The sequence below is a fragment of the Aurantimonas sp. genome (assembly GCF_964217435.1).
In the GTDB taxonomy this organism is placed as follows: Bacteria; Pseudomonadota; Alphaproteobacteria; order Rhizobiales; family Rhizobiaceae; genus Aurantimonas; species Aurantimonas coralicida.
Genome location: NZ_CAXPJM010000005.1, coordinates 36008 through 61540, shown reverse-complemented (window position 1 = coordinate 61540; position 25533 = coordinate 36008). Strand labels below are relative to the sequence as shown.

At 67.9% G+C, this 25533-nt stretch carries 24 protein-coding genes and 1 tRNA gene; 13 read left to right on the top strand and 12 right to left on the bottom strand.

The features are described 5' to 3' along the window. Positions 1-66 precede the first annotated feature (66 nt). Complete coding sequence (locus ACEQX1_RS02070) at positions 67-336, top strand: hypothetical protein (RefSeq protein WP_148233775.1); 270 nt, start codon at positions 67-69, stop codon at positions 334-336. Between the two features lie 28 nt (positions 337-364). Here the strand turns inward: ACEQX1_RS02070 and ACEQX1_RS02065 are convergent, their stop codons facing one another. Further along, positions 365-661, bottom strand: coding sequence for a hypothetical protein (locus ACEQX1_RS02065; RefSeq protein WP_370194715.1), 297 nt, complete (start codon positions 659-661; stop codon positions 365-367). Positions 662-843: 182 nt separating this feature from the next. Between ACEQX1_RS02065 and ACEQX1_RS02060 the strand changes: the two genes are divergently transcribed. The 8 genes from ACEQX1_RS02060 to ACEQX1_RS02025 all read left to right on the top strand — a co-directional run bounded on the left by ACEQX1_RS02060 (position 844) and on the right by ACEQX1_RS02025 (position 8111). Next, a tRNA-Asn gene (locus ACEQX1_RS02060) sits at positions 844-919 on the top strand. Positions 920-1116: 197 nt separating this feature from the next. Next, the gene (locus ACEQX1_RS02055; protein WP_370196457.1) at positions 1117-2568 is read left to right on the top strand and encodes a deoxyribodipyrimidine photo-lyase; all 1452 of its coding nucleotides are present in this window, start codon (positions 1117-1119) and stop codon (positions 2566-2568) included. Between the two features lie 180 nt (positions 2569-2748). Beyond that, the gene (locus ACEQX1_RS02050; protein ID WP_188077440.1) at positions 2749-3789 is read left to right on the top strand and encodes a cysteine synthase A; all 1041 of its coding nucleotides are present in this window, start codon (positions 2749-2751) and stop codon (positions 3787-3789) included. A gap of 2 nt (positions 3790-3791) precedes the next feature. Further along, on the top strand, positions 3792-4547 hold the full coding sequence (locus ACEQX1_RS02045; protein WP_370196456.1) for an alanyl-tRNA editing protein: 756 nt from the start codon (positions 3792-3794) through the stop codon (positions 4545-4547). A 100-nt stretch (positions 4548-4647) separates the two neighbouring features. After that, positions 4648-5493, top strand: coding sequence for a 3-mercaptopyruvate sulfurtransferase (gene sseA / locus ACEQX1_RS02040; protein ID WP_370194718.1), 846 nt, complete (start codon positions 4648-4650; stop codon positions 5491-5493). A 5-nt stretch (positions 5494-5498) separates the two neighbouring features. Beyond that, positions 5499-6089, top strand: a complete 591-nt coding sequence (locus ACEQX1_RS02035) for a GNAT family N-acetyltransferase (RefSeq protein WP_370194719.1) — start codon at positions 5499-5501, stop codon at positions 6087-6089. Beyond that, on the top strand, positions 6086-7033 hold the full coding sequence (locus ACEQX1_RS02030; protein WP_370194721.1) for an ornithine cyclodeaminase family protein: 948 nt from the start codon (positions 6086-6088) through the stop codon (positions 7031-7033). The genes ACEQX1_RS02035 and ACEQX1_RS02030 overlap by 4 nt, the downstream gene beginning before the upstream one ends. Before the next feature lie 94 nt (positions 7034-7127). Further along, entirely contained in the window at positions 7128-8111 is a 984-nt protein-coding gene (locus ACEQX1_RS02025) for an alpha/beta hydrolase (RefSeq protein WP_370194722.1), read from the top strand. Positions 8112-8235: 124 nt separating this feature from the next. Here the strand turns inward: ACEQX1_RS02025 and ACEQX1_RS02020 are convergent, their stop codons facing one another. Together ACEQX1_RS02020 and ACEQX1_RS02015 are read right to left on the bottom strand one after the other, a co-directional pair. Beyond that, positions 8236-8454 carry a hypothetical protein gene (locus ACEQX1_RS02020; protein WP_024351475.1) on the bottom strand — a complete coding sequence of 73 codons (219 nt, stop codon included), beginning with the start codon at positions 8452-8454 and terminating at the stop codon, positions 8236-8238. Positions 8455-8556: 102 nt separating this feature from the next. Beyond that, positions 8557-9741, bottom strand: a complete 1185-nt coding sequence (locus ACEQX1_RS02015; protein ID WP_370194724.1) for a pyridoxal phosphate-dependent aminotransferase — start codon at positions 9739-9741, stop codon at positions 8557-8559. 318 nt (positions 9742-10059) lie between these two features. On the opposite strand from ACEQX1_RS02015, the gene ACEQX1_RS02010 reads away from it, so the two are divergent. Beyond that, the gene (locus ACEQX1_RS02010) at positions 10060-11016 is read left to right on the top strand and encodes a fumarylacetoacetate hydrolase family protein (RefSeq protein WP_370196455.1); all 957 of its coding nucleotides are present in this window, start codon (positions 10060-10062) and stop codon (positions 11014-11016) included. Positions 11017-11091: 75 nt separating this feature from the next. On the opposite strand, the gene ACEQX1_RS02005 is transcribed toward ACEQX1_RS02010, so the two are convergent. The 7 genes from ACEQX1_RS02005 to ACEQX1_RS01975 all read right to left on the bottom strand — a co-directional run bounded on the left by ACEQX1_RS02005 (position 11092) and on the right by ACEQX1_RS01975 (position 18575). After that, complete coding sequence (locus ACEQX1_RS02005) at positions 11092-12414, bottom strand: TRAP transporter large permease (RefSeq protein WP_188077433.1); 1323 nt, start codon at positions 12412-12414, stop codon at positions 11092-11094. 6 nt (positions 12415-12420) lie between these two features. Continuing rightward, entirely contained in the window at positions 12421-12969 is a 549-nt protein-coding gene (locus ACEQX1_RS02000) for a TRAP transporter small permease subunit (RefSeq protein WP_228240642.1), read from the bottom strand. A gap of 35 nt (positions 12970-13004) precedes the next feature. Then, complete coding sequence (locus ACEQX1_RS01995) at positions 13005-14051, bottom strand: TRAP transporter substrate-binding protein (RefSeq protein ID WP_029703428.1); 1047 nt, start codon at positions 14049-14051, stop codon at positions 13005-13007. A 268-nt stretch (positions 14052-14319) separates the two neighbouring features. Continuing rightward, positions 14320-16035: a thiamine pyrophosphate-requiring protein gene (locus tag ACEQX1_RS01990; protein WP_370194729.1), complete on the bottom strand. Its 1716-nt coding sequence runs from the start codon at positions 16033-16035 to the stop codon at positions 14320-14322. A 14-nt stretch (positions 16036-16049) separates the two neighbouring features. Next, a complete protein-coding gene (locus tag ACEQX1_RS01985) occupies positions 16050-16532 on the bottom strand; it encodes a MarR family winged helix-turn-helix transcriptional regulator (protein ID WP_029703430.1) in 483 nt (160 codons plus the stop codon). 286 nt (positions 16533-16818) lie between these two features. Then, complete coding sequence (locus ACEQX1_RS01980; protein WP_370194730.1) at positions 16819-17751, bottom strand: dihydrodipicolinate synthase family protein; 933 nt, start codon at positions 17749-17751, stop codon at positions 16819-16821. A 71-nt stretch (positions 17752-17822) separates the two neighbouring features. After that, positions 17823-18575, bottom strand: a complete 753-nt coding sequence (locus ACEQX1_RS01975) for an SDR family oxidoreductase (RefSeq protein ID WP_187390975.1) — start codon at positions 18573-18575, stop codon at positions 17823-17825. A 214-nt stretch (positions 18576-18789) separates the two neighbouring features. On the opposite strand from ACEQX1_RS01975, the gene ACEQX1_RS01970 reads away from it, so the two are divergent. The 3 genes from ACEQX1_RS01970 to ACEQX1_RS01960 all read left to right on the top strand — a co-directional run bounded on the left by ACEQX1_RS01970 (position 18790) and on the right by ACEQX1_RS01960 (position 22920). After that, positions 18790-19866 (top strand): Ldh family oxidoreductase, encoded by a 1077-nt coding sequence (locus ACEQX1_RS01970; RefSeq protein ID WP_370194731.1) that lies wholly within the window; start codon positions 18790-18792, stop codon positions 19864-19866. 43 nt (positions 19867-19909) lie between these two features. Beyond that, positions 19910-20848, top strand: coding sequence for a TAXI family TRAP transporter solute-binding subunit (locus ACEQX1_RS01965; protein ID WP_370194733.1), 939 nt, complete (start codon positions 19910-19912; stop codon positions 20846-20848). Positions 20849-20961: 113 nt separating this feature from the next. Beyond that, positions 20962-22920 (top strand): TRAP transporter permease, encoded by a 1959-nt coding sequence (locus tag ACEQX1_RS01960; RefSeq protein ID WP_370196454.1) that lies wholly within the window; start codon positions 20962-20964, stop codon positions 22918-22920. A 93-nt stretch (positions 22921-23013) separates the two neighbouring features. On the opposite strand, the gene ACEQX1_RS01955 is transcribed toward ACEQX1_RS01960, so the two are convergent. Next, a complete protein-coding gene (locus ACEQX1_RS01955) occupies positions 23014-23643 on the bottom strand; it encodes a glutathione S-transferase family protein (RefSeq protein ID WP_370195129.1) in 630 nt (209 codons plus the stop codon). Positions 23644-23736: 93 nt separating this feature from the next. Continuing rightward, positions 23737-25413, bottom strand: coding sequence for a thiamine pyrophosphate-binding protein (locus ACEQX1_RS01950; protein ID WP_370195128.1), 1677 nt, complete (start codon positions 25411-25413; stop codon positions 23737-23739). Positions 25414-25533: the final 120 nt, after the last annotated feature.

The window sequence follows — 25533 nt, the reverse complement described above, 5'->3', positions numbered from 1 at the left end:
TGCCGGACTTGCGGCAGCGCCCTTTTTTCCGTTGACGATGTTCATGCTTCGTTCCATCTAGCGGGCATGAGCGATACCAGCAGACCACGATCGGGGACCCTCGGCGAAGCCGCACGACGCGGCATGCTGGTCACCGCCACATGCCGCAAATGCGGCCACGCCGCCTCGTTCCTGGCGGTGGACCTGGCCATGGCCGCCGATCCGGCCGGCCCGCTGGAGAAGCTGGCGTTCCGCTGCCGCGAATGCCGCGAACGCGACTGCGAGGTCGAGGCCAGGGAGCTCGATCGGGACCGCCGCCCGAATATCGTTGTGTGGCGGCCGACGCGGCTGCGCTGACGGGCAGACGGGCCAATAGGCCGAGCGCTCAGTTGCGGCGGGTTGCGCGCCAGCGGCCCCAGCGCACCGCCGTGCGGCGGCGCCACCGCCGCACCGGGCCGAGATCGACCGACAGCACCAGAAGGCCGAGGGGAATCATCCAGAAGCCGACGACCGGCAGGAAGCCGACAGTGCCGCCCAGGACCAGCGCGGCACCCGTGGCGATCCGCAGGCCGCGCGAGGCGGGCAGCGGCATGTCGCGCCCCATCACCGCAATACGGTGCGCCTTGCGGACCGACGGTTCGTCGTGGCCGCCGGCATCGGGCGCATCCTGCTGTTCGTCCATGACCTGCGGCATTCCTTGTGGCCCGTCACCTGCGCTGCGAAATGGGCGCGGCGCCCCGTCCGCACAAGCCTTTGCCGCCCTGTCGGTTTTTCCGCCATGCTGCGATGCGTTTTTTTGCCCGGACGGGTTGGCAAATGCGCAATCGCTTTGCTATAGGCACGCCAACGCGTTGGACGCGTCATTCCACGATAGCTCAGTTGGTAGAGCGTTCGACTGTTAATCGAATTGTCGCAGGTTCGAGCCCTGCTCGGGGAGCCAGTTTCTTGAAAGCCGTCGGTCTCGCGACCGGCGGCTTTCTTCGTTTCAGCGCCCTGCTTCCCCTCTGCCGGACGCAACACGCGCTGCCGCGATTCGGCCCGTTTGGTCGCACCGCCCTCGCCGCCCCGCGCTTTCGCGACACATGGTGCCCATACCGGGCCGGCCGGATCACGTCGGGACAAGCGTAGGCAGCATTCATGACGCAGACATCACAGAGCGAACCGATCATCGTCTGGCTTCGGGACGATCTCAGGCTGGACGACAACCCGGCCCTCGCCGAAGCCGCCGACAGCGGACGTCCGGTCGTGCCGCTGGTGGTTCTCGACGAGGAGAGCGACGGCGTGCGGACCCTCGGCGGGGCGCACAAATGGTGGCTGCATCATTCGCTGGAGCGCTTCGGCAAGGATCTCGCCGACAAGGGGGCGCCGCTGATCCTGCGCCGCGGCAAGGCGCGCGAGCATGTCGTCGACATCGTCGAATCGACTGGCGCCACGACGCTCCTGATGAACCGGCGCTACGACCAGGCCTCGCGCGCCGTCGACGACGCGGTCGAGGCGGCGCTGGGCGGCGATGTCGAGGTGCAGCGCTTCACCGCCAACATCCTGCACGACCCCGACAAGGTGCGCACCAAGACCGGCGGCTGGTACAAGGTCTATACGCCGTTCTGGAAGAACCTCGCCGAGCGCGAACCCCGCGATCCGATCGACCCGCCGGACAAGCTCGCAGCGCTCGACGATCAGCCCCGCTCGGACAGGCTGGAGGACTGGGGCCTGCTACCGACGCGCCCTGACTGGTCCGGCGGCATCGCCGCGTTCTGGGAGGTCGGCGAAGCCGCCGCGCATGAGCGCTTTGAGGAATTCTGCGACGAATGGCTGGACGATTATCCTAACGGGCGGGACCGTCCGGGGGACGACGCCACCTCGCGCATGTCGCCGCATCTGCGCTGGGGCGAAATCTCGCCCTACCGCCTCTGGCACACGGCGGAAGCCTATGCGAACCGGCGCACGACCATCCCGGGCGACGCGCTGAAGACCTTCAAGAAGGAGCTTGTCTGGCGCGACTTCAATTATCACCTGCTCCACAATTTCGGGCCGCTCGCAACGCAGAACTACAATGACCGTTTCGACGCCTTCCCCTGGCGCAGCGCCGAGACCGAGCTGCGGGCCTGGCAGAAGGGCCTCACCGGCTACCCCATCGTCGATGCCGGCATGCGTCAGCTCTGGGAATGCGGCTGGATGCACAACCGCGTGCGGATGATCGTCGGCTCCTTCCTCACCAAGGATCTGCTGATCGACTGGCGCGAGGGCGAGCGCTGGTTCTGGGACACGCTGGTCGATGGCGACATCGCCTCCAACACGGCCCAGTGGCAGTGGATCGGCGGCAGCGGCGCCGACGCCCAGCCCTATTTCCGTGTCTTCAATCCCGTCACCCAGAGCCAGCGCTTCGATGGTGACGGCGACTATATTAGCCGCTTCGTGCCCGAACTCGCCGATCTGCCGGACAAGGCCCTGCATGCGCCCTGGGAAGCCGACGCAGAGACCCTCAAGAAGGCCGGCGTCGAACTGGGCAAGACCTATCCCAAGCCGATCGTCGATCATGGCGAGGCCCGCAAGCGGGCGCTCGATGCCTATGGTGAAGTGAAGGGCTGAGCCGACCGGACGCCGCCGTTGCTGCCGTCGCGGATTCGCTCACCGCGTCGCTGGCGGCTGGGCGATTCCCGGTGTTTGGCGGCAGACAAGTTTCCCGTCACGGCAATCATTGCCTTGCCACCCCCACCCGCCGGTCATAGTTTCGCGGCAGCATTCCGCATCCCGCCAATCAGGTCCCAGATGTCCCGATACAATTCCGTCCTCGACGCCATCGGCAACACGCCGCTCATCCGACTGCACAAGGCATCGGAAGCGACGGGCTGCGAGATCTACGGCAAGGCCGAATTCCTGAACCCCGGCCAGTCGGTCAAGGACCGCGCCGGGCTGTTCATCATCCGCGACGCCGAGGAGAAGGGTCTCCTGGAGCCTGGCGGCATCATCGTCGAAGGCACCGCCGGCAATACCGGCATCGGCCTGTCGCTGGTCGCCGACGCCCTCGGCTATCGCACCGTGATCGTCATCCCGGAGACCCAGAGCGAGGAAAAGAAGGACGCGCTGCGCCTGATGGGCGCCGAGCTCATCGAAGTGCCGGCGGTCCCCTACAAGAACCCGAACAATTACGTGAAGGTCTCCGGCCGCCTCGCCGAACAGCTCGCCAGGACCCATCCGCAGGGCGCGATCTGGGCAAACCAGTTCGACAATCTCGCCAATCGCGACGGCCATGTGGTCACCACCGCCGAGGAAATCTGGCACGGCACCGGCGGCGAGATCGACGGCTTCATCTGCGCCGTCGGCACCGGCGGCACCCTCGCCGGCACCGCCATGGGCCTGAAGCGCCGCTCCGGGCAGATCAAGTTCGGCATCGCCGATCCGATGGGCGCCGCGCTCTACAGCTACTACACGACCGGCGAGTTCAAGTCGGAAGGCTCGTCCATCACCGAGGGCATCGGCCAGGGCCGCATCACCGCCAATCTCGAAGGCTTCGAGCCGGATTTCGCCTACCAGATCCCCGATGACGAGGCCCTGCGCATCGTCTTCGACCTGATCACCGAGGAAGGGCTCTGCCTTGGCGGCTCGTCGGGCATCAACATCGCCGGTGCCATCCGCATGGCGAAGGAGATGGGCCCCGGCCACACCATCGTGACCATCCTGTGCGACTACGGCAATCGCTACCAGTCGAAGATGTTCAACCCGGCCTTCCTGCGCGACAAGGGTCTGCCGGTCCCCGAGTGGATCGAGCGCACGCCGCAATTCGACGTGCCCTTCGAGCCGGTGGACTGACCATGTCCGAGGCCGGAACCGAGCGCGTCTATCAGGACGATTCCTATCTATCGACGATGGAAGCCGAACTGCTGCGCGTCGAGACCACCTCCGACGGGCGCTCCGGCCTCGTCTTCGCGCGCACCAATTTCTTCGCGGCCGGCGGCGGCCAGCCGGGCGATACCGGTTTCGTCGAAACGGCCGACGGCAGCCAGGTGAAGATCGTCGACACGGTCTACGCCGCCGACAAGTCCACCATCCTGATGCTGGTCGAGGACGAGGCCGCCCTGCCGCAGCCCGGCGAGACCCTGGTGCTGCATGTCGACTGGAAGCGCCGCTACAAGCTGATGCGCATGCACACGGCCTGCCATCTCCTGACGGTCGCCTGTCCGTTTCCGATCACCGGCGCGGCGGTCGGCGAAGACGAGAGCCGGGTCGACTTCGACATTCCCGAAGGCGCGCCGGACAAGGCCGAGGTCACCGCCGGCCTGATGGAACTGGTGGAGGCCAACCATCCGGTCTTTACCCGCTGGATCAGCGATGCCGAACTCGACGCCAATCCGGGGCTGGTGAAATCGGCCAACGTCAAGCCGCCTCGCGGCACCGGGCGCATCCGCCTGGTCTGCGTCGGCGACGAAGGGTCTGTGGATACCCAGCCCTGCGGCGGCACCCACGTCCTGGAAACCGGCGAAGTCGGCGAGATCCACATCGGCAAGATCGAGAAGAAGGGCAAGGTCAACCGGCGCTTCCGCATCCGCTTCGGTTCCCTGCCCGCCTGAAACCCGTAACTGCCCTTGCCGCGACGGGAACGGGTGCGATCTACTGCGCCATCCGTTGGTCGCGGCGCTCCGTGGCACCAGTGCATGATCGAGGCGGCGCATGAGCCAGAACCCCTTCCTGATCTCTCCCGACGAACTCGCCGGCCATGTCGGCAAGCCGGGCCTCTCGGTCGTCGACGCCTCCTGGTATCTGCCGGCGCAGAAACGTCTGGCCGAACCCGAATTCGAGACGGCCCATATCCCCGGCGCGGTGTTCTTCGATCAGGACGCGATCGTCGATCCGGCCTCGTCGCTGCCGCACACCTTGCCCGGGGCCGCCGATTTCGGCGCCGCCGTCGGCAGGCTCGGCATCCGCGAGACCGACACCATCGTCGTCTATGACGGGATGGGCCTGTTTTCCGCGCCGCGCGTCTGGTGGATGTTCCGGACCTATGGCGCGAAGGACGTGCGCATTCTGGATGGCGGCTTCCCCGCCTGGCAGGCCGGCAATCATCCGGTTGAAACCGGCAAGGTCTCGCCCGAGCCCGTCACCTTCGAGGCCAGCTTCGACGCCGATGCCGTCGCGACGCTCGACGAGATGCGCCAGGTCGTCGACGATGGCGCGCTGCAGGTGGTGGATGCGCGCCCGGCCGACCGCTTTGCCGGCGACGCCGCCGAGCCACGCCCGGGCGTTCGCGCCGGCCACATGCCCGGTGCCCGCAACCTGCCCTTCCTGCAGCTTGCCGAGAACGGCCGGCTGAAATCGCCCGAGGATCTGCGCGCCGCCTTTGCCGCGGCGGGCATCGATCCCGATGCTCCGGTGGTGACGAGCTGCGGCTCGGGCGTCACCGCCGCCGTGCTCAACCTGGCGCTGGAAACCCTCGGCAGCCGGCAGCACCGGCTCTATGACGGCTCCTGGACGGAATGGGGCGGCGCGACCGACACACCGGTCGTGACCGGACCGTGATCCCCATGCGCCTGTTGACGACCACGGTCACCAGCCTGGAACTCCGTCAGCCGCCCGAGCGGGTGGCCTCGCCGCCGGCTTCCGAAGCGGAGCTGAGCTTTCGCGAAATCCGCGACATCGCGCTCGATGCGTATCGCACGCTCTATCGCAGCGTCGGCGACCCGCATCACTGGACCTCGCGGATCCTGCCGGACGACCGGCTCGACCGGGAAATCCACGACGAGGCGACCCGCATCTTCGTGCTCCTGGCCGACGACATCGTCGCCGGCTGGTTCGAACTGGAAATGCGCCGGTCGCTGAAATCGGCCCGCATCGTCCATCTCGGCATCATGCCGGCCTTTCGCGGTCGAGGCCTTGCCGATCATCTGGTGTCGAAGGCGATCGTCACCGGCTTTTCGGAAGGCGCCGAGCGCCTGACCATCGAGACCAACACGCTCGACCATCCCGCCGCCCTGCCGCTGTACCGCAAGCACGGCTTTACGCCCTATGCGACGCGGATGGTCCAGACGCCGGCGATCGAATCGGTCGAGGCGCTGGCAAGGGAGCACCACACACCGGCCCCCACCAGCATGGTCGCCGGGGACGCGCCGCGATGAGGATCATCGGCAGCGCAGAGGCGGATCATCTCCTGACCTGGACGGCTGTGACCGAGGCGATCCGCGAGGCGCATCGCCTGCCGCAGGCCGAAATCGGCGACATGCTGCTGTCGCGCGATGGCCGCAGCCTGCTCAATCGCGGCGCCTGGATCGAAGGCCTCGGCATCGCGCTGAAATCGGTGACCGTCTATCCGGACAATCCGCGCCGTGACCCGCCGCTGCCGTCCGTGCAGGGCGGCATGCTGCTCTTCGACGAGGACAGCGGCGCGCCCACGGCCCTCGTCGACGGCATCCTCGTCACCAAATGGAAGACCGCCGGCGATTCCGTCCTCGGCGCCAGGCTGCTGGCCCGCCCCGATTCGCGGCGCCTGCTGATCTGCGGCGCCGGCACCGTCGCCCGCACGCTCATCCCCGCCTATGGCGAGCTCTTCCCCGACCTCGAGCAGATCATCCTGTGGAACCGCAGCACCGACAAGGCCGAGGCGCTTGCGGCGGAATACGCCGATAACGCCATTCCGGTGACGGTCGCGACCGAGCTGGCCGAGGCGGTTGCTGCCGCCGACATCGTCTCCACGGCCACCCTGTCGAAAGAGCCGTTCCTGAAGGGCGAGTGGCTGAGCCCCGGCACCCATGTCGATCTGATCGGCGCCTTCCGGCCCGACATGCGCGAGGCCGACGACACGCTGCTCCAGCGCGCCGAACTCTTCGTCGATTCCCGCCGCACGACCTTCGGCCATATCGGCGAGATCCAGATCCCGCTCGACGCCGGCACCATTACGCCCGACGACGTTCTGGGCGATCTGCATGATCTGTGCGCCGGAACCGCCGGCCGGTCCTCGCCCGACGCGATCACCGCCTACAAGAATGGCGGTGGTGCCCATCTCGACCTGATGGTCGGCGCGCTGATCCGGCGGCTGGTCGAAGCCGGCGACAGCCGCGGCTGAACGCCGGCACGGGAGCGACGATCCCGACGGTTTCGCGTCGGCACCAGACGCGATAGACGAAGCCACGCCTGCCATTGCCGAACGGACGCTGCCCTTGCTCTGGAAAACGCTTATCGCTCTCGTTGTCGTCCTGCTGCTGGCCGGTGGGGTCGTCTGGCTGTTCGGACCGCGCGAACCGGTGGAAACGACGATCCGCTTCGATCCTGCCGCCATCGGCGCCGATGCCGACGCCTATCTCGCGCGCACCGAGGCGGACATTCCCAATCTGCGCGACAACGCGCAGAAGGAGATCGTCTGGGCCTATCCGGCCTCGCGCGCCCGCACCCCGATCTCGATCGTCTATGTGCACGGCTTCTCCGCCGCCAAGGGCGAGACCCGGCCGCTTGCCGACAAGGTCGCGGCATCCTTGGGCGCGAACCTCTTCTACACCCGCCTCACCGGCCATGGCCGCGACGGCGCCGCGATGGAACAGGCCGACGTCAACGCCTGGCTCAACGATCTGGCCGAAGCGGTCGCCATCGGCCGCGAGATCGGCAACCGCGTCATCGTCATCGGCACCTCGACCGGCGGCACGCTGGCGACCTTCGGGGCGACGCAGCCGGGCCTGATGCAGGATGTGGCGGGGCTGGTACTGATCTCGCCGAATTTCGGCCTGCTCGACCGCTGGGCCTTTGCGCTGGACCTGCCCTGGGCGCGCGATCTCCTGCCGCTGGTCGGCGGCGAGACCCGCGGCTTCGATCCGCTGAACGATCCGCAGGCGGAGAACTGGACGACGCGCTATCCGATTGGCGCGCTGGTCCCGATGGCGGCGCTGGTGCGCGAAACCCTGCGGGCCGACATCTCCGGCATCGCGCTTCCGGTCCTGACGCTGTTTTCGCCGAACGACCGGATCGTCGATCCCGCCGCGACGGAAGCGGTCATGGCGCGCTGGCAGGGCCCGCGCGAAGTGGTGGAGGTGCCGGAGAGCGGCGATCCGGCGAGCCACGTCCTGGCGGGTGATATCGTCTCGCCGCAGACGACGGACGACCTCGCCGCGCGGATCGTTACCTGGATCGAGACCTTGCCTCCGACCGAATGATCTCGGGCCGCCACCGGGCGGGCGTTGGCGCGGACGCGGCGTTGCCGGTCGTTACGGCAGGCGAACTAAGCAAAACGAAAAATGGCGGATGGCTGCGCGCCACCCGCCATCGATAGAGCCTGCCTCAGGCGGCGTCGCCATTCGGTGCGCCGTCCTCTGGATGCACCGAAGCCAGAAGCTTCGCCGCGTCCTGTGCGTCCTGGGGCGTGAAGACGAGGCCAATGGGCGCGTCGCCATTGCGGATGATCAGGGCGACATTGCCGTCGGGGAGCTGCGAAACGCCCTCCAGCTTCTCCACCATGACACCCTGGATGCCGTTCTCGTTGTCGTTCTGATCGGACATGCCGTCTCCTGGTGTTCGGGGTAAGCTCTCCAACCTAATCAGTCGGCCCGAGAGTTAAACCACCACGCCCTGATTTCCCGGCATATCCATGGTCCGCCGCTGTCAGGCAGGCGCCGACTGCGAGCGCAGGAACCCATCGACGCGCTCGAGGGCCCGCAAGATGTTCTCCTCCGAATTGGCGTAGGACAGCCGCACATAGCCCTCGCCGAGAATGCCGAAATCCGGCCCGCCGATCAGCGCGACGCCGGCCTCCTCCAGAAGGGCCGAGGCCAGCTTCTTGGCCTTCCAGCCGGTCTGCGAGATGTTCGGGAAGGCGTAGAACGCGCCCTTCGGCGTCGCGCAGGAAACGCCCGGCAGGGCGTTCAGCCCTTCCACGACCACCTTGCGGCGGCGATCGAAGGCCCGCATCATCGTCTCGACGTCGTCCTGCGGCCCCTCGATCGCGGCAATGCCGGCGAACTGGCTCGGGGCGTTGACGCAGGACCAGCAATTGACCGCCAGCTTGCGGATCTTGTCCATCAGCACATCGGGCCAGATCGACCAGCCCATGCGCCATCCGGTCATCGCCCAGGTCTTCGACCAGCCGTTCAGGACGATCAGCCGGTCGCGGATTTCCGGGAAGGTCAGGAGCGAGCAATGCGCCTCGCCGTCATAGGTCATCACGTCGTAGATCTCGTCCGACATGATCGCCACGTCCGGATGGTCGGCAAGGCCCTTCACCAGCTTCTCGATCTCGGCGCGCGGGGTCACGCCGCCGGTCGGGTTGGCCGGCGAGTTGAGGATCAGGAGCCGGGTCTTCGGCGTGATCAGCGACAGCGTCTCCTCGGCCGAGAAGGCGAAGCCGTTCTCCTCGCGCACCGGCACCGGCACCGGCGTCGCGCCGGTGAACTCGATCATCGAGCGATAGATCGGAAAGCCCGGATCGGGATAGAGGATTTCGGCGCCGGGCTCGCCGAACATCAGGATCGCCGCATACATCGTCGGCTTGCCGCCCGGCAGGATCATCACCGATTCCGGCGAGACCTCGATGCCGGTCGTCGCCAGCGTCCGCCGCACCACGGCCTCGCGGGTCGCGATCAGGCCATTGGCCGGCGTGTAGCCGTGATGACCGTCGCGCAGCGCCTTGATGGCCGCCTCGACGATATGCTCCGGCGTGCGGAAATCCGGCTGGCCGATGCCCAGATTGATGATGTCGCGGCCCGAATTGGCAAGGGCGGTGGCACGTGCGAGCACCGCGAAGGCGTTCTCCTCGCCGATGCGGTCGAAGGCGGAAACCGTATGCAGCATGTTCGTCTCTCGAAAGGCCCGGGCATCTGAAGGGACGCACGCGGATCCGTGGCTCGTCGGGGTTTCGCGGCGCAAAGCCGATGGGCGATCCGTATGGCATCCCCCGTCCGCTGTCGAGTTCGGCCGCCCCCCGCCGTCCCGCCGCCGGCCGGGCTCGGCGCCCGGTTGAGGCCGGTAGGGAGCCGGCGCGAAACCCGCCCCACATTCCCGCATGCGTGCTAGGCTTGACGTCGCCGGGGCCCGGCAGGTGGAGTCCGGGAACCGGCCGGCTTGCCGGAGCAGGTGCTGCGGCAGCCTCTTGAGGAGGATCACCGACGCATGAAACTTGCAACCATCAAGGATGGCAGCCGCGACGGCCGCCTCGTCGTCGTCTCGCGCGATCTCACGCAGATGACCGACGCCGCGTTCCTCGCCCGGACCCTGCAGGCGGCGCTCGACGACTGGGCGCGCGTCGCGCCGCATCTGGCGACGCTGGCCCAGAGTCTCGAAACCGGGGCGGTGCCGGCCGAGCGTTTCCACGAGCACGATGCGGCGAGCCCCCTGCCACGCGCCTATCAATGGATCGAGGCCGCGACGGACGCCGCCGGGCCCGATGACGGGCCGGAGCTCCGCCAGGGCGCGTCGGATGCGATCCTCGGCCCGCGCGAGCCGATCCTCGCCGCCGACGAGGCATGGGGCATCGATCTGGGCGGCGGCATCGCGGTGATCACCGGTGACGTGCCGATGGGCGCGGGGCCCGCCGAAGCGCGCGAGGCGATCCGCCTGGTCATGCTGGTCAATGCCGTCGCGCTGCGCGGCTCGCCCGATTCACCTGCGGGGACCGATGGCAGTCCTGGCGCGGCAAGCCCGGCCTTCTCCCCCGTCGCCGTGACGCCGGACGAACTCGGCGACGCATGGGACGGCGGCCGGCTCAGCGGCACGCTCTGCGTCGACCTGAACGGCAAGCCGCTGGGCCGGGTCGACGCGGGCATCGGCACGCGCTTCGATCTCCCGGCGCTGGTCGCCCGGGCAGCGCGGACCCGCCGCCTGGCGGCCGGCACGATCGTCGGCTCGGGCGCGATCGCCGACCAGCCGGAAGGCGGTCAGGGCGCCTCGATCGAGGCGGGCGGCTCCGGCCATTCCAGCCTCGCCGGCCTTCGCCGCGCCGAGGCGGCCGGCGGTGGCGATCCGGACACGCCGTTCCTCGGCTTCGGCGACACGGTGCGCATCGAGATGCTGGACGAGCGCCGGCATTCGATCTTCGGCGCCATCGAGCAAAGCGTCGAAAGCGCCTGACCAACTGACGGCACGCGTTCCCGGCTCGGGTCGGGAACGCGCTCCCCTTCCCGTCGGCGCGGACCTCCGCTCTGCCTATTGCAGCAGGCGCGGCAGCAGCAGCGAGATCGCCGGGAAGGCGATCAGCAGCAGCACCCGCACGATCTCCGATCCGAAGAACGGCATCACGCCCTTGAAGGTCTCGCGCATCGGCACGTCCGGGGCGAGCGAGTTGATGATGAAGACGTTCAGCCCCACCGGCGGGGTGATCAATCCGAGTTCCACCACGACCAGGATGATGATGCCGAACCAGATCTTGGTCTCCTCGGGGCCGAGCCCGAAATCGAGCCCGGCGACGACCGGCCAGAAGAACGGGATCGCCAGGATCACCATGGAGAGGCTGTCCATCAGGCAGCCGAAGATCAGGAACGCCACGATGATCAGGGCGAGGATCTGGAACGGCGCAAGGCCGCTCTCCTGCAGGAAGCCGGCGGCGGCCTGCGGCACGCCGGCCCGGGCCATGAAGATCTTCAGGAGCTCGGCACCGAGCAGGATCAGGAAGATCATGCCGCTGGTGCGCGCCGTCTCCAGCAGCGCCTCGACGAAGCTGCCCCAGTTCAGCCGTCCGAGCCCGAAGCCGTAGATGCCGACGAGGAAGACGCCGATCGCGGCGGCCGCCGTCGGGCTGTAGATGCCCGCATAGATGCCGCCGATGACCACGCCGAAGATGATGGCGACCGGGATCACCGCGATGCTCGCTGCCACCAGTTCCTGGCGCGGCACCGCCTCTCCCACCGGGCCGGAGCCCGGGACGAAGCGGACATAAATAGCGATCGTCGCCATGAACATCAGCATCGCGAGGATGCCCGGGATCAGCGCGGCGGCGAACATCGTGACGATGTTGGTCTCCACGATGATGGCGTAGACGATGAGCACGACCGAGGGCGGGATCAGGATGCCGAGCGTGCCGCCGGCGGCGATCGTGCCGGTGGCGAGCGACGGCGAGAATTTGTAGCGGCGCAGTTCCGGCAGCGCGACCTGCCCCATGGTCGAGGCGGTCGCCGTGGACGAGCCGGACAGCGCGCCGAAGCCGGCACAGGCTGCGACCGCCGCCATGGCGACGCCGCCGTGGAAGCGTCCGAGCCAGGCATTGGCGGCGCGGAAGAGATCGCGCGACAGGCCGCAGCGCGACGCCAGCCCACCCATCAGGATGAACATCGGCAGCACCGACAGATCGTAGTTGGAGAACTGCGCGTAGGCGAGGTCCTTGAGCTGGTACAGGAGCACCGTCGAGCCCGACTGGATCGCCGTGCCGGCCATGCCCACCAGGATCATCGTGTAGGCGATGGGCACCCGCACGGCGATCAGGAACAGCAGCAGCAGAAGCCCGAGAATGCCGAGCAGGAACGGGTCGATCATCGTGGTCTACTCGCTCGCTGTCGCAGGAGTGTCCTCGGTCCATTTCGGCTGGCCGCGCATGCCGGCGACCCCGTCGAGGATCGTCACCACGGCCGCGAGGAACAGCAACGCGAGCGACAGGAGGATGGGCGGAAAGGCGGTCCACAGCGGCAGCTTCAGCACCGGCGTGACTTCGGGATACTGGATGTAGCTGCCGAAGCCGTAGGACATCTGGCGCAGAAGCAGCAGCGCGAAGGCTGCCGCGAAGATCGCCGAGAACAGCGCCATCGCTGCCTTAGCGCCCGCGCTCATGCCCTCGGTGAAGATGTCCACCGTCACGTTGGCGCCGGCGAGCTGGCAGTAGGGCAGGAACATGAAGATGACGATGGCGACGAAATGCTTGACCAGTTCGTGGTCGGCCGGAAACGGCACCGAGAAGGCGATGTTCGAGCCGGCGCTGAGCGCCGTCATCACGGCCAGCCCGGTCAGAAGAACGCCGCCAGCCAGCGCCCAGTAGCGCACGAGGCGTGCGACCAGCCGGACGCCGGCGGCGAGCCGACCCGTGCGGCGGGGCATGACTGCCCCGTCGCCATCTGTGTGGTCGCGGACCATCAGGACTTGTGCTTGTCCATGGCCGCCCGCGCCGCCGCCACGAGGGCCGCGGAATCGAAGTCGGTATGGTCGGCCTGCCATTTGTCGACGACCGGTCCGAGCGCGTCGTTGAAGGTCTGCATCTCCTCGGCGGTGAGCTGGATGTGCTCGTTGCCGGCGTCGACCGCGACCTTGATGCCGTGATCGTCGGCGCCGCGCCAGATCTCGGCGACCTTGCGCAGGAAGGCCTCGTCGGAGTTCTTGTCGAACACCGCCTTCAGATCGTCTGGCAGCGCTTCCCAGCGCCCCTTGTTCATCGAGACCTGGAAGGTGGTCGTGCCGAACCGGTTCTTGTCCGGTCCCTCGATCTGGTACTGGGTGACCTCCTGCAACTTCAGCGGCGGAATGATCTCCCAGGGGATCAGCGCCCCGTCGACGGCGTTTGTCGACAGCGCCTGCGGCAGATCCGGCACCGGCATGGTAACCGGGGTCGCGCCCATCGCGGTGACGACGTCGTTGCCGGTCGGCCCCGGCACGCGCAGCTTCTTGCCCTGGGTATCGGCGACCGTGCGTACCGGGCTGTTGGCCATCTGGATCGCCTGCCCGGCATGGACGTGATTGAACAGGAGATGCACCGGCTCGTATTCGGGCGCCAGATATTCGTCATACATCTCGCGCATCGCCAGATTGGCAGCTGCGATGTCGTTGGTGAAGATGGTCGGCAGCTCGAACACTTCCGAGCGCGGGAACAGGCCGGGCGTATAGCCATTCACCGTCCACACGATGTCGACGACACCGTCGGCGACCTGCCGGAAGAGCTGCGGCGGCGCGCCACCAAGGGTCATCGAGGGGTAGATCTCGATCTTCACCCTGCCACCGGAATCGGCCTCGATCGACTGGGCCCAGGGCTCCAGCATCTGGCTGTGCGCCGGCGCCTTGGGGCCGAGGAAGTGATGCAGCTTCAGCGTCACTTCGGGCTCGGCCGCCCAGCTCTTGCGCATCAGCGCCGGGGCGGCAAGCACGCCCGCCGTCGCCGCCAGGAACTGCCGTCTCTTCATCCTCAACATCGCGTCCTCCTCTTCGCTTGTTCCGGACGACACCGTCGGGTGCTCCGGTACCGGGTGCGGTTCGTCTCCCGCCGCCTCCCGCTCACCTCGTTCGACCTCCGGCTGTGCCGGCAAACTCGTTTTGCTTCCAACTAGATTGTCACGCCGCGCGGGGCTTAGCCATCCCTTCCCCATCGCCATGCGACCATCGTCGGAGAACCGCTGGACGGCAAGCGGTGCCGGCCATCCCGGCCCGCATGCGCCCGGTCGATCGCGATCCCGACGAACCTCATGCCGATGCCAGCCAGACGTCGAGAACCGCCGAGCGCCCCTGGTTGCGCACCATGTCGAACGCCTCGGCCACCGCCGCCTCCATCTCGTCCGGCCGCTCGACCCGGCGCGCATGGGCGCCGCCGGCCGCTGCGGCGATGTCGGCATAGCGTGGCGGCGGGTCGAAGCCGATGTCGAGATCGTCGGCCCGGCTGGCATAGCCGTCGGGATGGACGCCCATTGCCGAGAAGCGCGGCGCCTTCCAGCCCCGGTTGTTGTAGACGATCTGCACGAACGGGGTGCCGTATTTGGCGGCCATCCAGTGCACGCTGGACGGCACCGAGAACATGTAGGACCCGTCGCCGGTCATCGCGACGATGGTCTTCTCCGGCTCCGCGAGCTTGGCGCCGATGGCCGCGCCGCCGTTCCAGCCGAGCGACCCGCCGCCGGAGGTGAAGATCGAGCCCGGCGCGGTCATCCGCATGTGGTTGAAGATCACCGGGTAATTGGTGATGCCCTCATTGAGGACGATGGTGTCGGCGTCGATGTGCCGGCGCACGCAGGCCGTGGCGAATTCCGGCGTGATCGCGTCCGGCGCGCCGGCTTCGAGCGCGACCAGGCCCTCGCGCCGGGCGGCGCTGGCGGCAGCATGATGGCGGCTGCGCCGATCGACGATCTCGGGCGCCGGCTGCCGCGCGCCGAGCTCGGCATTGAGCTGCGCGAGCGCCGTCGCGGCATCGGTGCGGAAGGCGTGGCGCGCACCGATATACCAGAGCGGCATCGCCTCCTTCAGCGGATCGACGTCGAGATGGATGATCGTCGCATCCGCAGCCGGCCTGCTGATGGTCGGGATCCACGGCACGTCGCTGTCGATGACGATGACGCAGTCGGCTTCGGCCAGCGCCGCGTTCTGGCGCGGCTCGTTCCACTGGTTGCCGCGATACAGCGGATGATCGTGCGGAAAGTTCATGGCGTTCGGCACGGATTCCAGCACGCCGATGCCGAGGCGTTCGCAGAACCGGACGAGCTCGGGCACCGCCTCAGGATTGCGCCCGACATAGGAGGTCACCACCAGCGGTCGCTCCGCATTCGCCACCGCGTCGAGGATGGTCTCGACGGCCGCCTCGGGCAGTGCGGCGGGGGCGAGCGTGCCCCACTGGCCGGGATCGATCGTCACCGGCTCGGTGAGCTCCTCCTCCATCACCTCGCGCGCGCCCATCAGATAGACCGGGCCGCGGGGCTCGGAGCCGGCGAACTGCATCGCCCGGTGGACGAGCTGCTTGACGTTGCGCCCGGTGCGCACCTCGTTGTCGTATTTCATGTAGCCGCGCACGATGCCGCGCTGGTCGTGGACGTCCTGGATCCACTGGATGAACTCGTTGCGGCTGCCACGCAGCTCGCCTTCCTGGGTGAAGGGCGAGGCGCCGGCGAAGATCAGCATGGGCACGCGGCCCCTGGCGGCGTTGTGCACCGCGCCGGCCAGCGCCTGGGTGCCGCATTCCACATGCACGATGACCGCCTGCGCCTGGCCGGAGACCTGCGCGAATCCCTGCGCCGCGCTCATCCCGGCCATCTCGTTCGGACAGGTGATGACGCGGGGCACCGGACGGCCCTTGGCACGCGCCTCGGCGATCGCCTCGATCAGGCCGGGATGGTCGCTGCCGAAATTGACGAAGAGATGGGTGACCCCCGCTTCCATCAGGGCTTCGAGAAAGGCGGTGCTGGCGGTGTACATCGGCGGCGTCCCTCTCAATCCAGCGCAGCGATCAGGCGGCGCAGCATGTCGAGAAGCGCGGGCTTGCCCGCCCCGACGATGGCGTCCAGCTCCCGGTCGTGACGGGCGGCGCATTCGGCCAGATGCGCCAGCTTCTCGCTGCCCTTGTCCGTCAGGTGCAGACCGTGGCTGCGGCGATCGGCGGTGCTCGGACAGCGCCGGATCAGCATCGCCCGGTCGAGGTCGCGCAGCACCGGCGTCAGGGTGGACTTGTCGCGGCCGGCCGCGCGGCTCAGCGCCAGCGGCGTGACACCCGGATTGTCGTTGATCAGCGACAGCACGGCGAAATGGCCGGGCCGCAGATCGGCCTGCGCCGCATGGCGCTTGAAGGATTTGAACGAAGCGTTCTGGGCGAGCTGGAGATGGAAGGCGATGTAATCGTCCAGCGCACCACGGCGGACCGGATCGTCGCCGCGCAAAGGACTGTCCGGCTCCGCGGACCGTCGTGTCGCTGACATGCTTCCCCTCCCAAGGCCGCCGGGCGAAACCGCCCAGGCCGCCGCAAGGGCGGCCATGCCCGGAGGCTAGGCGAGAGAAAGACCCGCCGCAACTAGTTTTATCACAAACCAGTTTCGGGCAGCGGCAAGCAGGGGTTGCCGGCGCCCAGGTCGATTTCCCGTGCCCGAATGACGAACGGCCCGGGCGCTGGAGAGCACCCGGGCCGTCGGTGGTGTCGTCGATGATCGGGTGAGCGCCCTCCCCGTCGAGCGGGTCAGGCGTCAGCCGACGGCGAGGCTTACCCGCCTAGCGACCCCAGCGCAGGACCAGCGGGTCGAGCGTGCGGGCAAGCTCCAGGAGGCCGGCGCGCGTATCCGGATGCGCCGGGGCGATCGGCTTGCGCACGGCGTCGGAGCCGATGATGCCGCCTTCCTTCATCAGGATCTTCGCCGTGGCAAAACTGGTCTGGCGGTTCTCGTAATTGATCAGCGGCAGCCAGCGGGCATAGGCCGCGACGGCCGCTTCACGGTCACCGGCGAAATAGGGATCGATGATCTGGCGGATGCCGTCGGGAAAGCCTCCGCCGGTCATGGCGCCGGTGGCGCCGGCGTCGAGATCGGCCATCAGCGTGATCGCCTCCTCGCCGTCCCACGGCCCCTCGATCGCGTCACCGCCGAGCGCGATCAGCTCGCGCAGCTTGGAGGCGGCGCCGGCCGTCTCGATCTTGAAATAGGAGACGTTCTCGATCTCGGCGGCCATGCGAGCGAGCAGTGCCGGCGGCAGCGGCGTGCCGGCGACCGGCGCGTCCTGGATCATGATCGGGATGGAGATCGCGTCGGACAGCGCCTTGAAGAATTCGAAGACCTGCTTCTCGCCGACGCGGAAGGTCGCGCCGTGATAGGGCGGCATCACCATGACCATTGCAGCGCCTGCGGCTTCCGCCGCCTTGCAGCGGGCGACGCACACATCGGTGGAGAAATGGCTGGTGGTCACGATCACCGGCACCCGGCCCGCGACATGCTCCAGCGCCAGATGCATCTGCTCGTCGCGCTCGGCATCGGACAGGACGAACTGCTCGGAGAAATTGGCGAGGATGCAGATGCCGGTCGATCCGGCGTCGATCATGAAGTCGAGCGCCCGTCGCTGGCCGTCGAGATCGGGCGCACCGTCCTCGGTGAAAATGGTCGGCGCGACGGGATAGACCCCGCGATAGGGCCGGACGGCGGAACATGCGGTCATCGTGTTTCCTGCTCTGCTGGTCAGTCTCGAAGGCGTCCGGGCCGGTCTGGCCCGGACGATGTGCGGCAGCGTCAGCCGCGACCGACGAAGGGCATCTGGGTCGCCATGACGGTCATCGTCAGCACGTTGGCCTCCAGCGGCAGGCTCGCCATGTGCGCCACCGCGCGGCCGATATGGCCGGCGTCGATGGTCGGCTCGACCGCCGTCGTGCCGTCCGCCTGCAGCACGCCCTTCGACATGCGCGCGGTCATCTCGGTGGTGGCGTTGCCGATGTCGATCTGGCCGCAGGCGATGTCGAACGGCCGGCCGTCCAGCGCCGTCGCCTTGGTCAGGCCGGTGATGGCGTGCTTGGTCGCCGTGTAGGGCGAGGAGTTCGGCCGCGGCGTCGTCGCGGAAACCGAACCGTTGTTGATGATGCGGCCGCCATGCGGCGTCTGGGCCTTCATCATGCGGAAGGCTTCCTGCGTGCAGAAGAACGCGCCGGTGAGGTTCGCACCGACCACCGTGTTCCACTGCTCGGCGGTGAGCTCTTCCATCGGGATGGCCGGCGAGCCGGCGCCGGCATTGTTGACCAGCAGGTCGAGGCGGCCGAAGCGCTTCTCGACCTCGGCGAACAGCGCCGTGACGGAGGCCTTGTCGGAAATGTCGGCCGGCACGACGACGGTCTGCGCCTCGCCGATGGCCTTGGACGCCTCGTCCAGCACCTCGCGGCGGCGACCGGTCATCACGACCGTGAACCCGTCGGCGACCAGCGCCGTGGTGATGGCCTTGCCAACGCCGGTTCCTGCGCCGGTTACCACGGCAATCTTGTTCTGCGACGTCATCGCGTCGACCTCCCCTGATTCATCATACGACCTGGTCGCGCTTCGCCCCCGCGAAACGCCATTGCAGCATGGCGACGTGTGGTCGTTCGTCGGTGCCACCGCTCCCATACGCTGCCGCGATGCCGCTTGACAACGTCGGCAGCGGATGATGGCGTCCATCCCAAGCGATCGCCCTGTCATAAGATCGCAGCAAGAACCGGCCGGAGGAAACGGCATGCAGTCCGAGACAGCCGAAAGGGTCGCCAGCGCGACCTGGCGGCGACAGGCCCTGGCGATTCTGTCCGCATGGGGCATGAGCGATGCGCATGCGGCGGTCACCGCCGACGTGCTGGTCGCGGCCGACCTCATGGGCATCGATTCCCATGGCCTGACCCTGTTGCCGCTCTACGACCAGCAGCTCGGCAATGGCGGCGCCACGGCAACGCCGAACATCGAGGTCGTCCACGACATGGGCGCCGTGGCGCTGATCGACGGCGATGCCGGCTTCGGCCAGGTGCCCGGCATGATGGCCGTCGACATGGCCGCCGAACGGGCCGGACGTTTCGGCATCTCCGCCATCTCGATCCGCAATTCCAACCATTACGGCGCCGCCGGCGTCTATGTGCGGCGCCTGGCCGAACAGGGGCTCGTCGGCATCTCGACCTCCTCGGTCTGGCGGGCCGGCATCGTGCCGACCGGCGGGCTGGCGCCGAAGCTCGGCACCAATCCCATCGCCTTCGCCGCCCCCTCGGCACGCGGCCAGCCCTTCCTTCTCGACATGGCGACCTCGACCGCCGCGATCGGCAAGCTCAAGCTGGCGCAGCGGGCCGAGACCGAACTGCCGGAAGGCTGGGCCCTGACGCGTCAGGGCACGCCGCAGCGCGATCCCAATCTCGCCCTGCTCGATCCGTTGCTGGCGCCGCTGGGCGGCCACAAGGGCTACGGGCTGGCGACCATGGTCGAGGTGCTGTCCAGCGTCCTGTCCGGCGCTGCGCTGACACCGCTGCGCGGGCCCCCCGGCCAGAAGCACGATGTCGGCCATTTCATCCTGGCCCTCGATCCCGCGATGATCCGCGGCTCGCGTGCCGCCTTCGAGGCCGACCTCGACCGCATGGTCGACGGCCTGCGTGCGACCGACCCGATCGATCCGGCCCGTCCGGTGATGGTGGCCGGCGACCCCGAATATGCCCGCGAGGCCGACAGGCTGGCGCACGGCATCCCCTTGTCTGCGAAGCTCGCCGCGCAATTGCGCGAGATTGCCGAACGGGCGGGCGCCGCCTTCCTGTTCGAGCGGGAGAGTGCGCCGACGTGACCGACCGTCCCTCGGGGCGGAGATAAACTGGGAGGAGAAAGACATGAAGAAGACCCTACTGACGCTCGCGCTGACGGCGGCGGGTATCGCCATGACCATGCCGGCACAGGCACAGCAGCTCAGGTTCATGACCGGTCCGCAGGGCGGTTCGTGGTATCCGCTGGGCGGCGCCATCCAGGGCATGGCCCCCGACGGCGTAGCGATCCAGGTCCTGCCGGGCGGCGGCGTCGCCAACGTCCAGGGCGTCCAGAACGGGGCCGCCGATCTCGGCTTCGCCAATTCCATCTCGACGGTTGACGCCATCAAGGGACGCGAGCCGTTCGAAGGCGAAGCCGACAATGTCTGCAATCTCGCGACGCTCTATCCGCAGTATTTCCAGATCGTCACGACAGCCAGCTCCGGCATCGAGAAGGTCGAGGACTTCGCCGGCAAGCGTCTGGCCACCCAGCCGGTCGGCAACACCGCCGAGCAGGTGACCCGCGCCGTGATGCAGGCCGCCGGCATGACCTATGACGACCTGTCGACCGTCGACTACGTGTCCTATTCGGACGGCGTGTCGCTGATGCAGGACAACAATTCCGACATCTTCACGCTCGGCACCACCGTGCCGGCCTCGGCGATCATGGATCTCGCCAATTCGTCCGAGATTAAGCTGGTGCCGCTGGACGCCGACTTCATCGCCAAGATGAAGGCCGAGATCAATCCGGGCTACACCGGCGTGACCATCCCGGCCGGCTCCTATCCGGGGCAGGACGAGGACGTCAGCGCGGTCGGCTACGCCACCCACGTGATCGCGCGCTGCGATCTCGATGCAGGCGTCGTCGAGGGCATTCTCGGCCAGATGTGGGAGAACCGCCAGGATCTCGCCGCCATCGCCGCCGCGATGAAGGACATCACCGTCGAGGAGATGGCCCAGGACGTAGGCGTGCCGATGCACGAGGGTGCCAAGGCCTTCTACAAGGCCAACGGCGTCGAGATGTAAGCAGAATGGCGGGCGTGCGGCTTCGGGAGGGGCCGCACGCCTTTTTGTGACCGGCGGGCGCTTGAGCCGGCCGGACGACGGGTCGGCAATCCGGCCTGTCCACGGGGGGTGACATGGAACGACACGAAGTCTGGCTGAAGCGAACGATCACCGTCGTCGCGGTGACGATGAGCCTGTTCCACCTATATGTCGCCTATTTCGGGCCGCCCAACGCCTTCACCCTGCGGGCCACCCATTTCGGCTTCGCGCTGGTGCTGGCCTATCTGTCGCTGCCGATGTTCGCCTCGCGCCAGGGCAAGGCCCCCAGGCCGCTCGACTGGCTGTTCCTGGTCGGCTCGCTCGCGGCCTCGGCCTATCCCATCGTCGAGCAGCAGTACTTCAACACCCGCATGGCCTATGTCGGCCCGGTCTCGGCCACCGACATCAGCTTCGCCATCCTGATGATCGTCGTCGTCCTGGAGGGCACGCGCCGCGCCATCGGCCCGATCCTCCCGATCACCGCGCTGATCTTCCTCGGCTATCAGGTGTTCTTCACCAACACCCACCTGATCCGGCTGCTCGAATACCAGTACATGACGACCGATGCCCTGTTCGGCATCCCGGCCCAGGTCTCGGCCACCTATGTCGTGCTGTTCGTCATCTTCGGCGCCCTCGCCGAACGGCTGGGCATCGGCAAGCTGTTCATGGATTTCGCCCTGGCGCTGACCGGCAGCCAGGCTGGCGGCCCGGCCAAGGTCGCCGTCGTCACCTCGGGCCTGTTCGGCTCGGTGTCGGGCTCGGCCGTCGCCAACGTGATGACCACCGGTACCTTCACGATCCCGCTGATGAAGCGCATCGGCTATCCGCCGCACTTCGCCGGCGCGGTCGAGGCGGTCGCCTCCACCGGCGGCCAGATCATGCCGCCGATCATGGGCGCCGCGGCCTTCGTCATGGCCGAGTTTCTCGGCGTCAGCTATCTGAAGGTCGCCGCTTTCGCGCTGCTGCCCGCCCTCCTCTACTATCTCGCGGTCTTCCTCGCGGTGCATTTCGAGGCCAAGAAACAGGGCCTCAAAGGTCTGCCCAAGGCCGATCTGCCTCGCGTCGGCGAGGTCCTGCGCGAGCGCGGCCACCTCTTCCTGCCGCTGTTCATCATCATCGGCACGCTGATGTCCGGCTTCTCGGCGCCCTTCTCGGCGCTGATGGGTATCGTCTCCGTGGTGCCGGTCGTCCTGATGCGCAGCACCACCCGCAGCGAATTCACCATGGCCAAGCTGATCGACGGCCTTGAGGCCGGCGCGATCAACTCGGTGATCGTCGCCATGGCCTGCGCCACCGCCGGCATCGTCATCGGCGTCATCGCCCAGACCGGGCTTGGCCTGACCTTCACCAGCATCGTGCGCGCCGCGGCGCAGGACATGCTGTTGCCGGCCCTGCTGCTGACCATGGTCGCCGGCATCGTCCTGGGCATGGGCATGCCGACGACGCCGGCCTACATCGTCCAGGTGGCGCTCCTCGTGCCGGCCCTCGTCCGGCTCGGCGTGGCGGTCGAGGCGGCGCACATGTTCGTGCTCTACTTCGCCATCCTGTCGGCGATCACCCCGCCGGTCGCGATCGCCGTCTATGCGGCCTGCGGCATCAGTCGCTCGGCGGTCTGGGACACCAGCATCGCGGCGGTGAAGCTGGCGCTGACGGGCTACATCATCCCGTTCATGTTCGTCTTCGGCCCGTCGCTGCTGCTGATCGGCGACTGGGACAAGGTGGCCGTGTCCGTCGTGACCTCGATCACCGGCGTCACGCTGCTCACCGGCGGTCTCTCCGGCTATCTCCTGAAGCCGGCCAACTGGCCGACGCGGCTGCTCTACATCGCCGCGGCCTTCACGCTGATCAAGCCGGGCCTGACGACCGACATGATCGGCGCCAGTCTCGGCGCGCTCGGCCTGTTCCTCAACTGGCGCTGGCCGGCGCCGGACTTCGTGCCGCGCAACCGGCCGATGGTCGATCCGGGCCATGTGGAGGCGCCGGAGAACGCGCCGATCGAGCCCGGCGACCTGTTGGAGGCCTCGGCCCACAGCAGCCACCCACGCAACGGCTGACGCGAAAAAGGCGGGGCGCCGAGCGCCCCGCCTTTTTTCATTTCCGAGAACCGTCTCCCTCGGCGCCGGCCGTCCATGACGGCCGATGCCGCATCAGGGCATCGGGATGTCCTGCGTGAATTTTGGCACGTGATAGCCCTTCTGCACCGCCTCGCGGCCGGCCAGTTCGACATACCAGCGCTTCACATTCGGGAAGTCGTGGAGCGAGATCTCCTGCCATTCATGGCGCGACGCCCACGGCCAGATCGACAGGTCGGCGATGGAATACTCGCCGGCGACATATTGTTCGCGGCCAAGCTGGGTGTCGAGCACGCCGTAGAGACGGCGCACTTCCTTGGCGAAGCGCTCCTCCGCGAAGGGTGCCTTGCCCTTGTTGAACTTCAGATATTGATGCGCCTGGCCGAGCATCGGGCCGAAGCCGCCCATCTGCCACATCAGCCATTCGAGCGTCACCATCCGGGCGACCGGCTCGGTCGGCAGCAGCTTGCCCGACTTTTCCGCCAGATAGATCAGGATCGCGCCCGATTCCATCAGCGTCAGGCCGTTGTCGCGGTCCACGATCGCCGGGATCTTGTTGTTCGGCGCGATCTTCAGGAATTCGGGATCGAACTGTTCGTCCTTGGTGATGTCGATGGCGTGGGCCTCGTAGGGAAGCCCCATTTCTTCCAGCGCGATCGAGACCTTGCGGCCATTGGGCGTCGCCCAGGTGTAGAGATCGATCATCGGTGCAAATCCTCCCAGAGTGCTATGTTCGAGATAGTCGAGGCATGACGGCCTGCGGCGGCGCGATGACCGACCGCAGGCCGAACCGGATGGCTATTTCGCCAGGGCGCGCAGCTTCGTCACCGTGGTGCGGGTCGAGATCCGCTCGGGATCGGTGACGAGCTCGATCAGCGCCGCCTTGCCGGAGGCGCGTGCCCGCTCGAAGGCCGGCATGAACTCGTCATTGCTGGTCACCCGCTCGCCATGGGCGCCCATCGCCGTCGCCATGGCGGCGAAATCCGGGTTCTGCAGGTCGGTGCCGACCACCCGGACCGGATATTCCCGCTCCTGGTGCATGCGGATCGTGCCGTAGGTGCCGTTGGCGAAGACGAAGATGATGGGCGTCGCGCCGTACTGGACGGCGGTCGCCAGTTCGAGGCCGCTCATCTGGAAACCGCCGTCGCCGACGCAGCCGATGACGGTGCGGTCGGGATGGGCGATCGCCGCGGCGACGGCCGCTGGCACCGCATAGCCCATGGCGCCGGCCGTTGAGCCGATCTGCCGTCCCGGCCGTCCATAACGCAGGTAGCGCTGCGGCCAGCCGGTGTGGTTGCCGGCATCAAGCGTGACAATGGCGTCGGTCGCAAGCGCTTCGCGCAACGTGGTGAAGGCGGCCGCCAGATCCAGCGGACCGGCTTCCTGTTCGGGCTCCACGTCGGCCAGGAACTCCTGGCGCAGCTGCGAACGCCAGCCCTCGAAGCGCGTCGGCTCGAACCAGCGCGCCTCGGCAAGCGCCGAGGCCAGCGAGGCCGGCGAGGCGCAGAGGCCGAGCTCGGGCTGATAGACCCGGCCGACCTCCTCGGCGCCGGAATGGATGTGGATCAGGCGCGGTCGCGGCGCCGGTGAATCGAGCGTCGTGTAGCCCTTGGTGGTCATCTCGCCGAGCCGCGCGCCGGTGACGAACAGCACGTCGACTTCGGCCATCCGCTTGACGAGGCTCGGCGCGCCGGCCGTGCCAAAATCGCCGACGAAGCTCGATGAGCCCGCCGAAACGACGTCCTGGCGGCGGAACGAACTGGCGACCGGCAGGCCGTTGGCCTCGGCGAAGGCGGTGATGTCGCGGCACGCCGCATCGGTCCAGCCGCTGCCGCCCACCAGCATCAGCGGGTTCTTCGCGTCCGCGAGGATCGCCCGGATCGCCTCGGCGTCGGCGGCCGTGACATGGCCCTCGACCGGCGTCGCCTTCGGCGCGTCGCCGACGCTCGCCATCTCGGTCAGCATGTCCTCGGGCAGCGCCAGCACCACCGGCCCCGGCCGCCCCGACATCGCCACCTGATAGGCCCGCGCGACATATTCGGGAATGCGCGCCGTCGTCTCGATCTCGGCGGCCCATTTGGCGACCGGCGAGAACATCCGGCGATAGTCGATCTCCTGGAAGGCCTCGCGGTCGCGCATGTCGCGGCCGACCTGGCCGACGAACAGGATCATCGGCGTCGAATCCTGGAACGCCGTGTGCACGCCGACCGAGGCATGGCAGGCGCCCGGGCCGCGGGTCACGAAGCACAGACCCGGCTTGCCGGTCAGCTTGCCGTAGGCATCGGCCATGTTGGCGGCGCCGGCCTCGTGGCGGGCATTGATCAGGCGGATCTCGTCGCGGCTGTCATAGAGCGCGTCGAGTACCGCCAGATAGCTTTCGCCGGGCACGCAGAAGGCGGTGTCGGCCCCCTGCTTCAGAAGCTGGTCCACCAGAATGCGCCCACCGTTGCGGGCATTGGCTTGCGACTGGGTCATGTTCAGATCGACCTCGAAGGAATGCGCGGCCTTGAAGACCGTCCTGCGGGAGGCGCGAGGATCACGCCGGATGAAACCCGCGTCAGCGGGCGGTGGATCGAGCCGGCCGGGCCGTTGCGC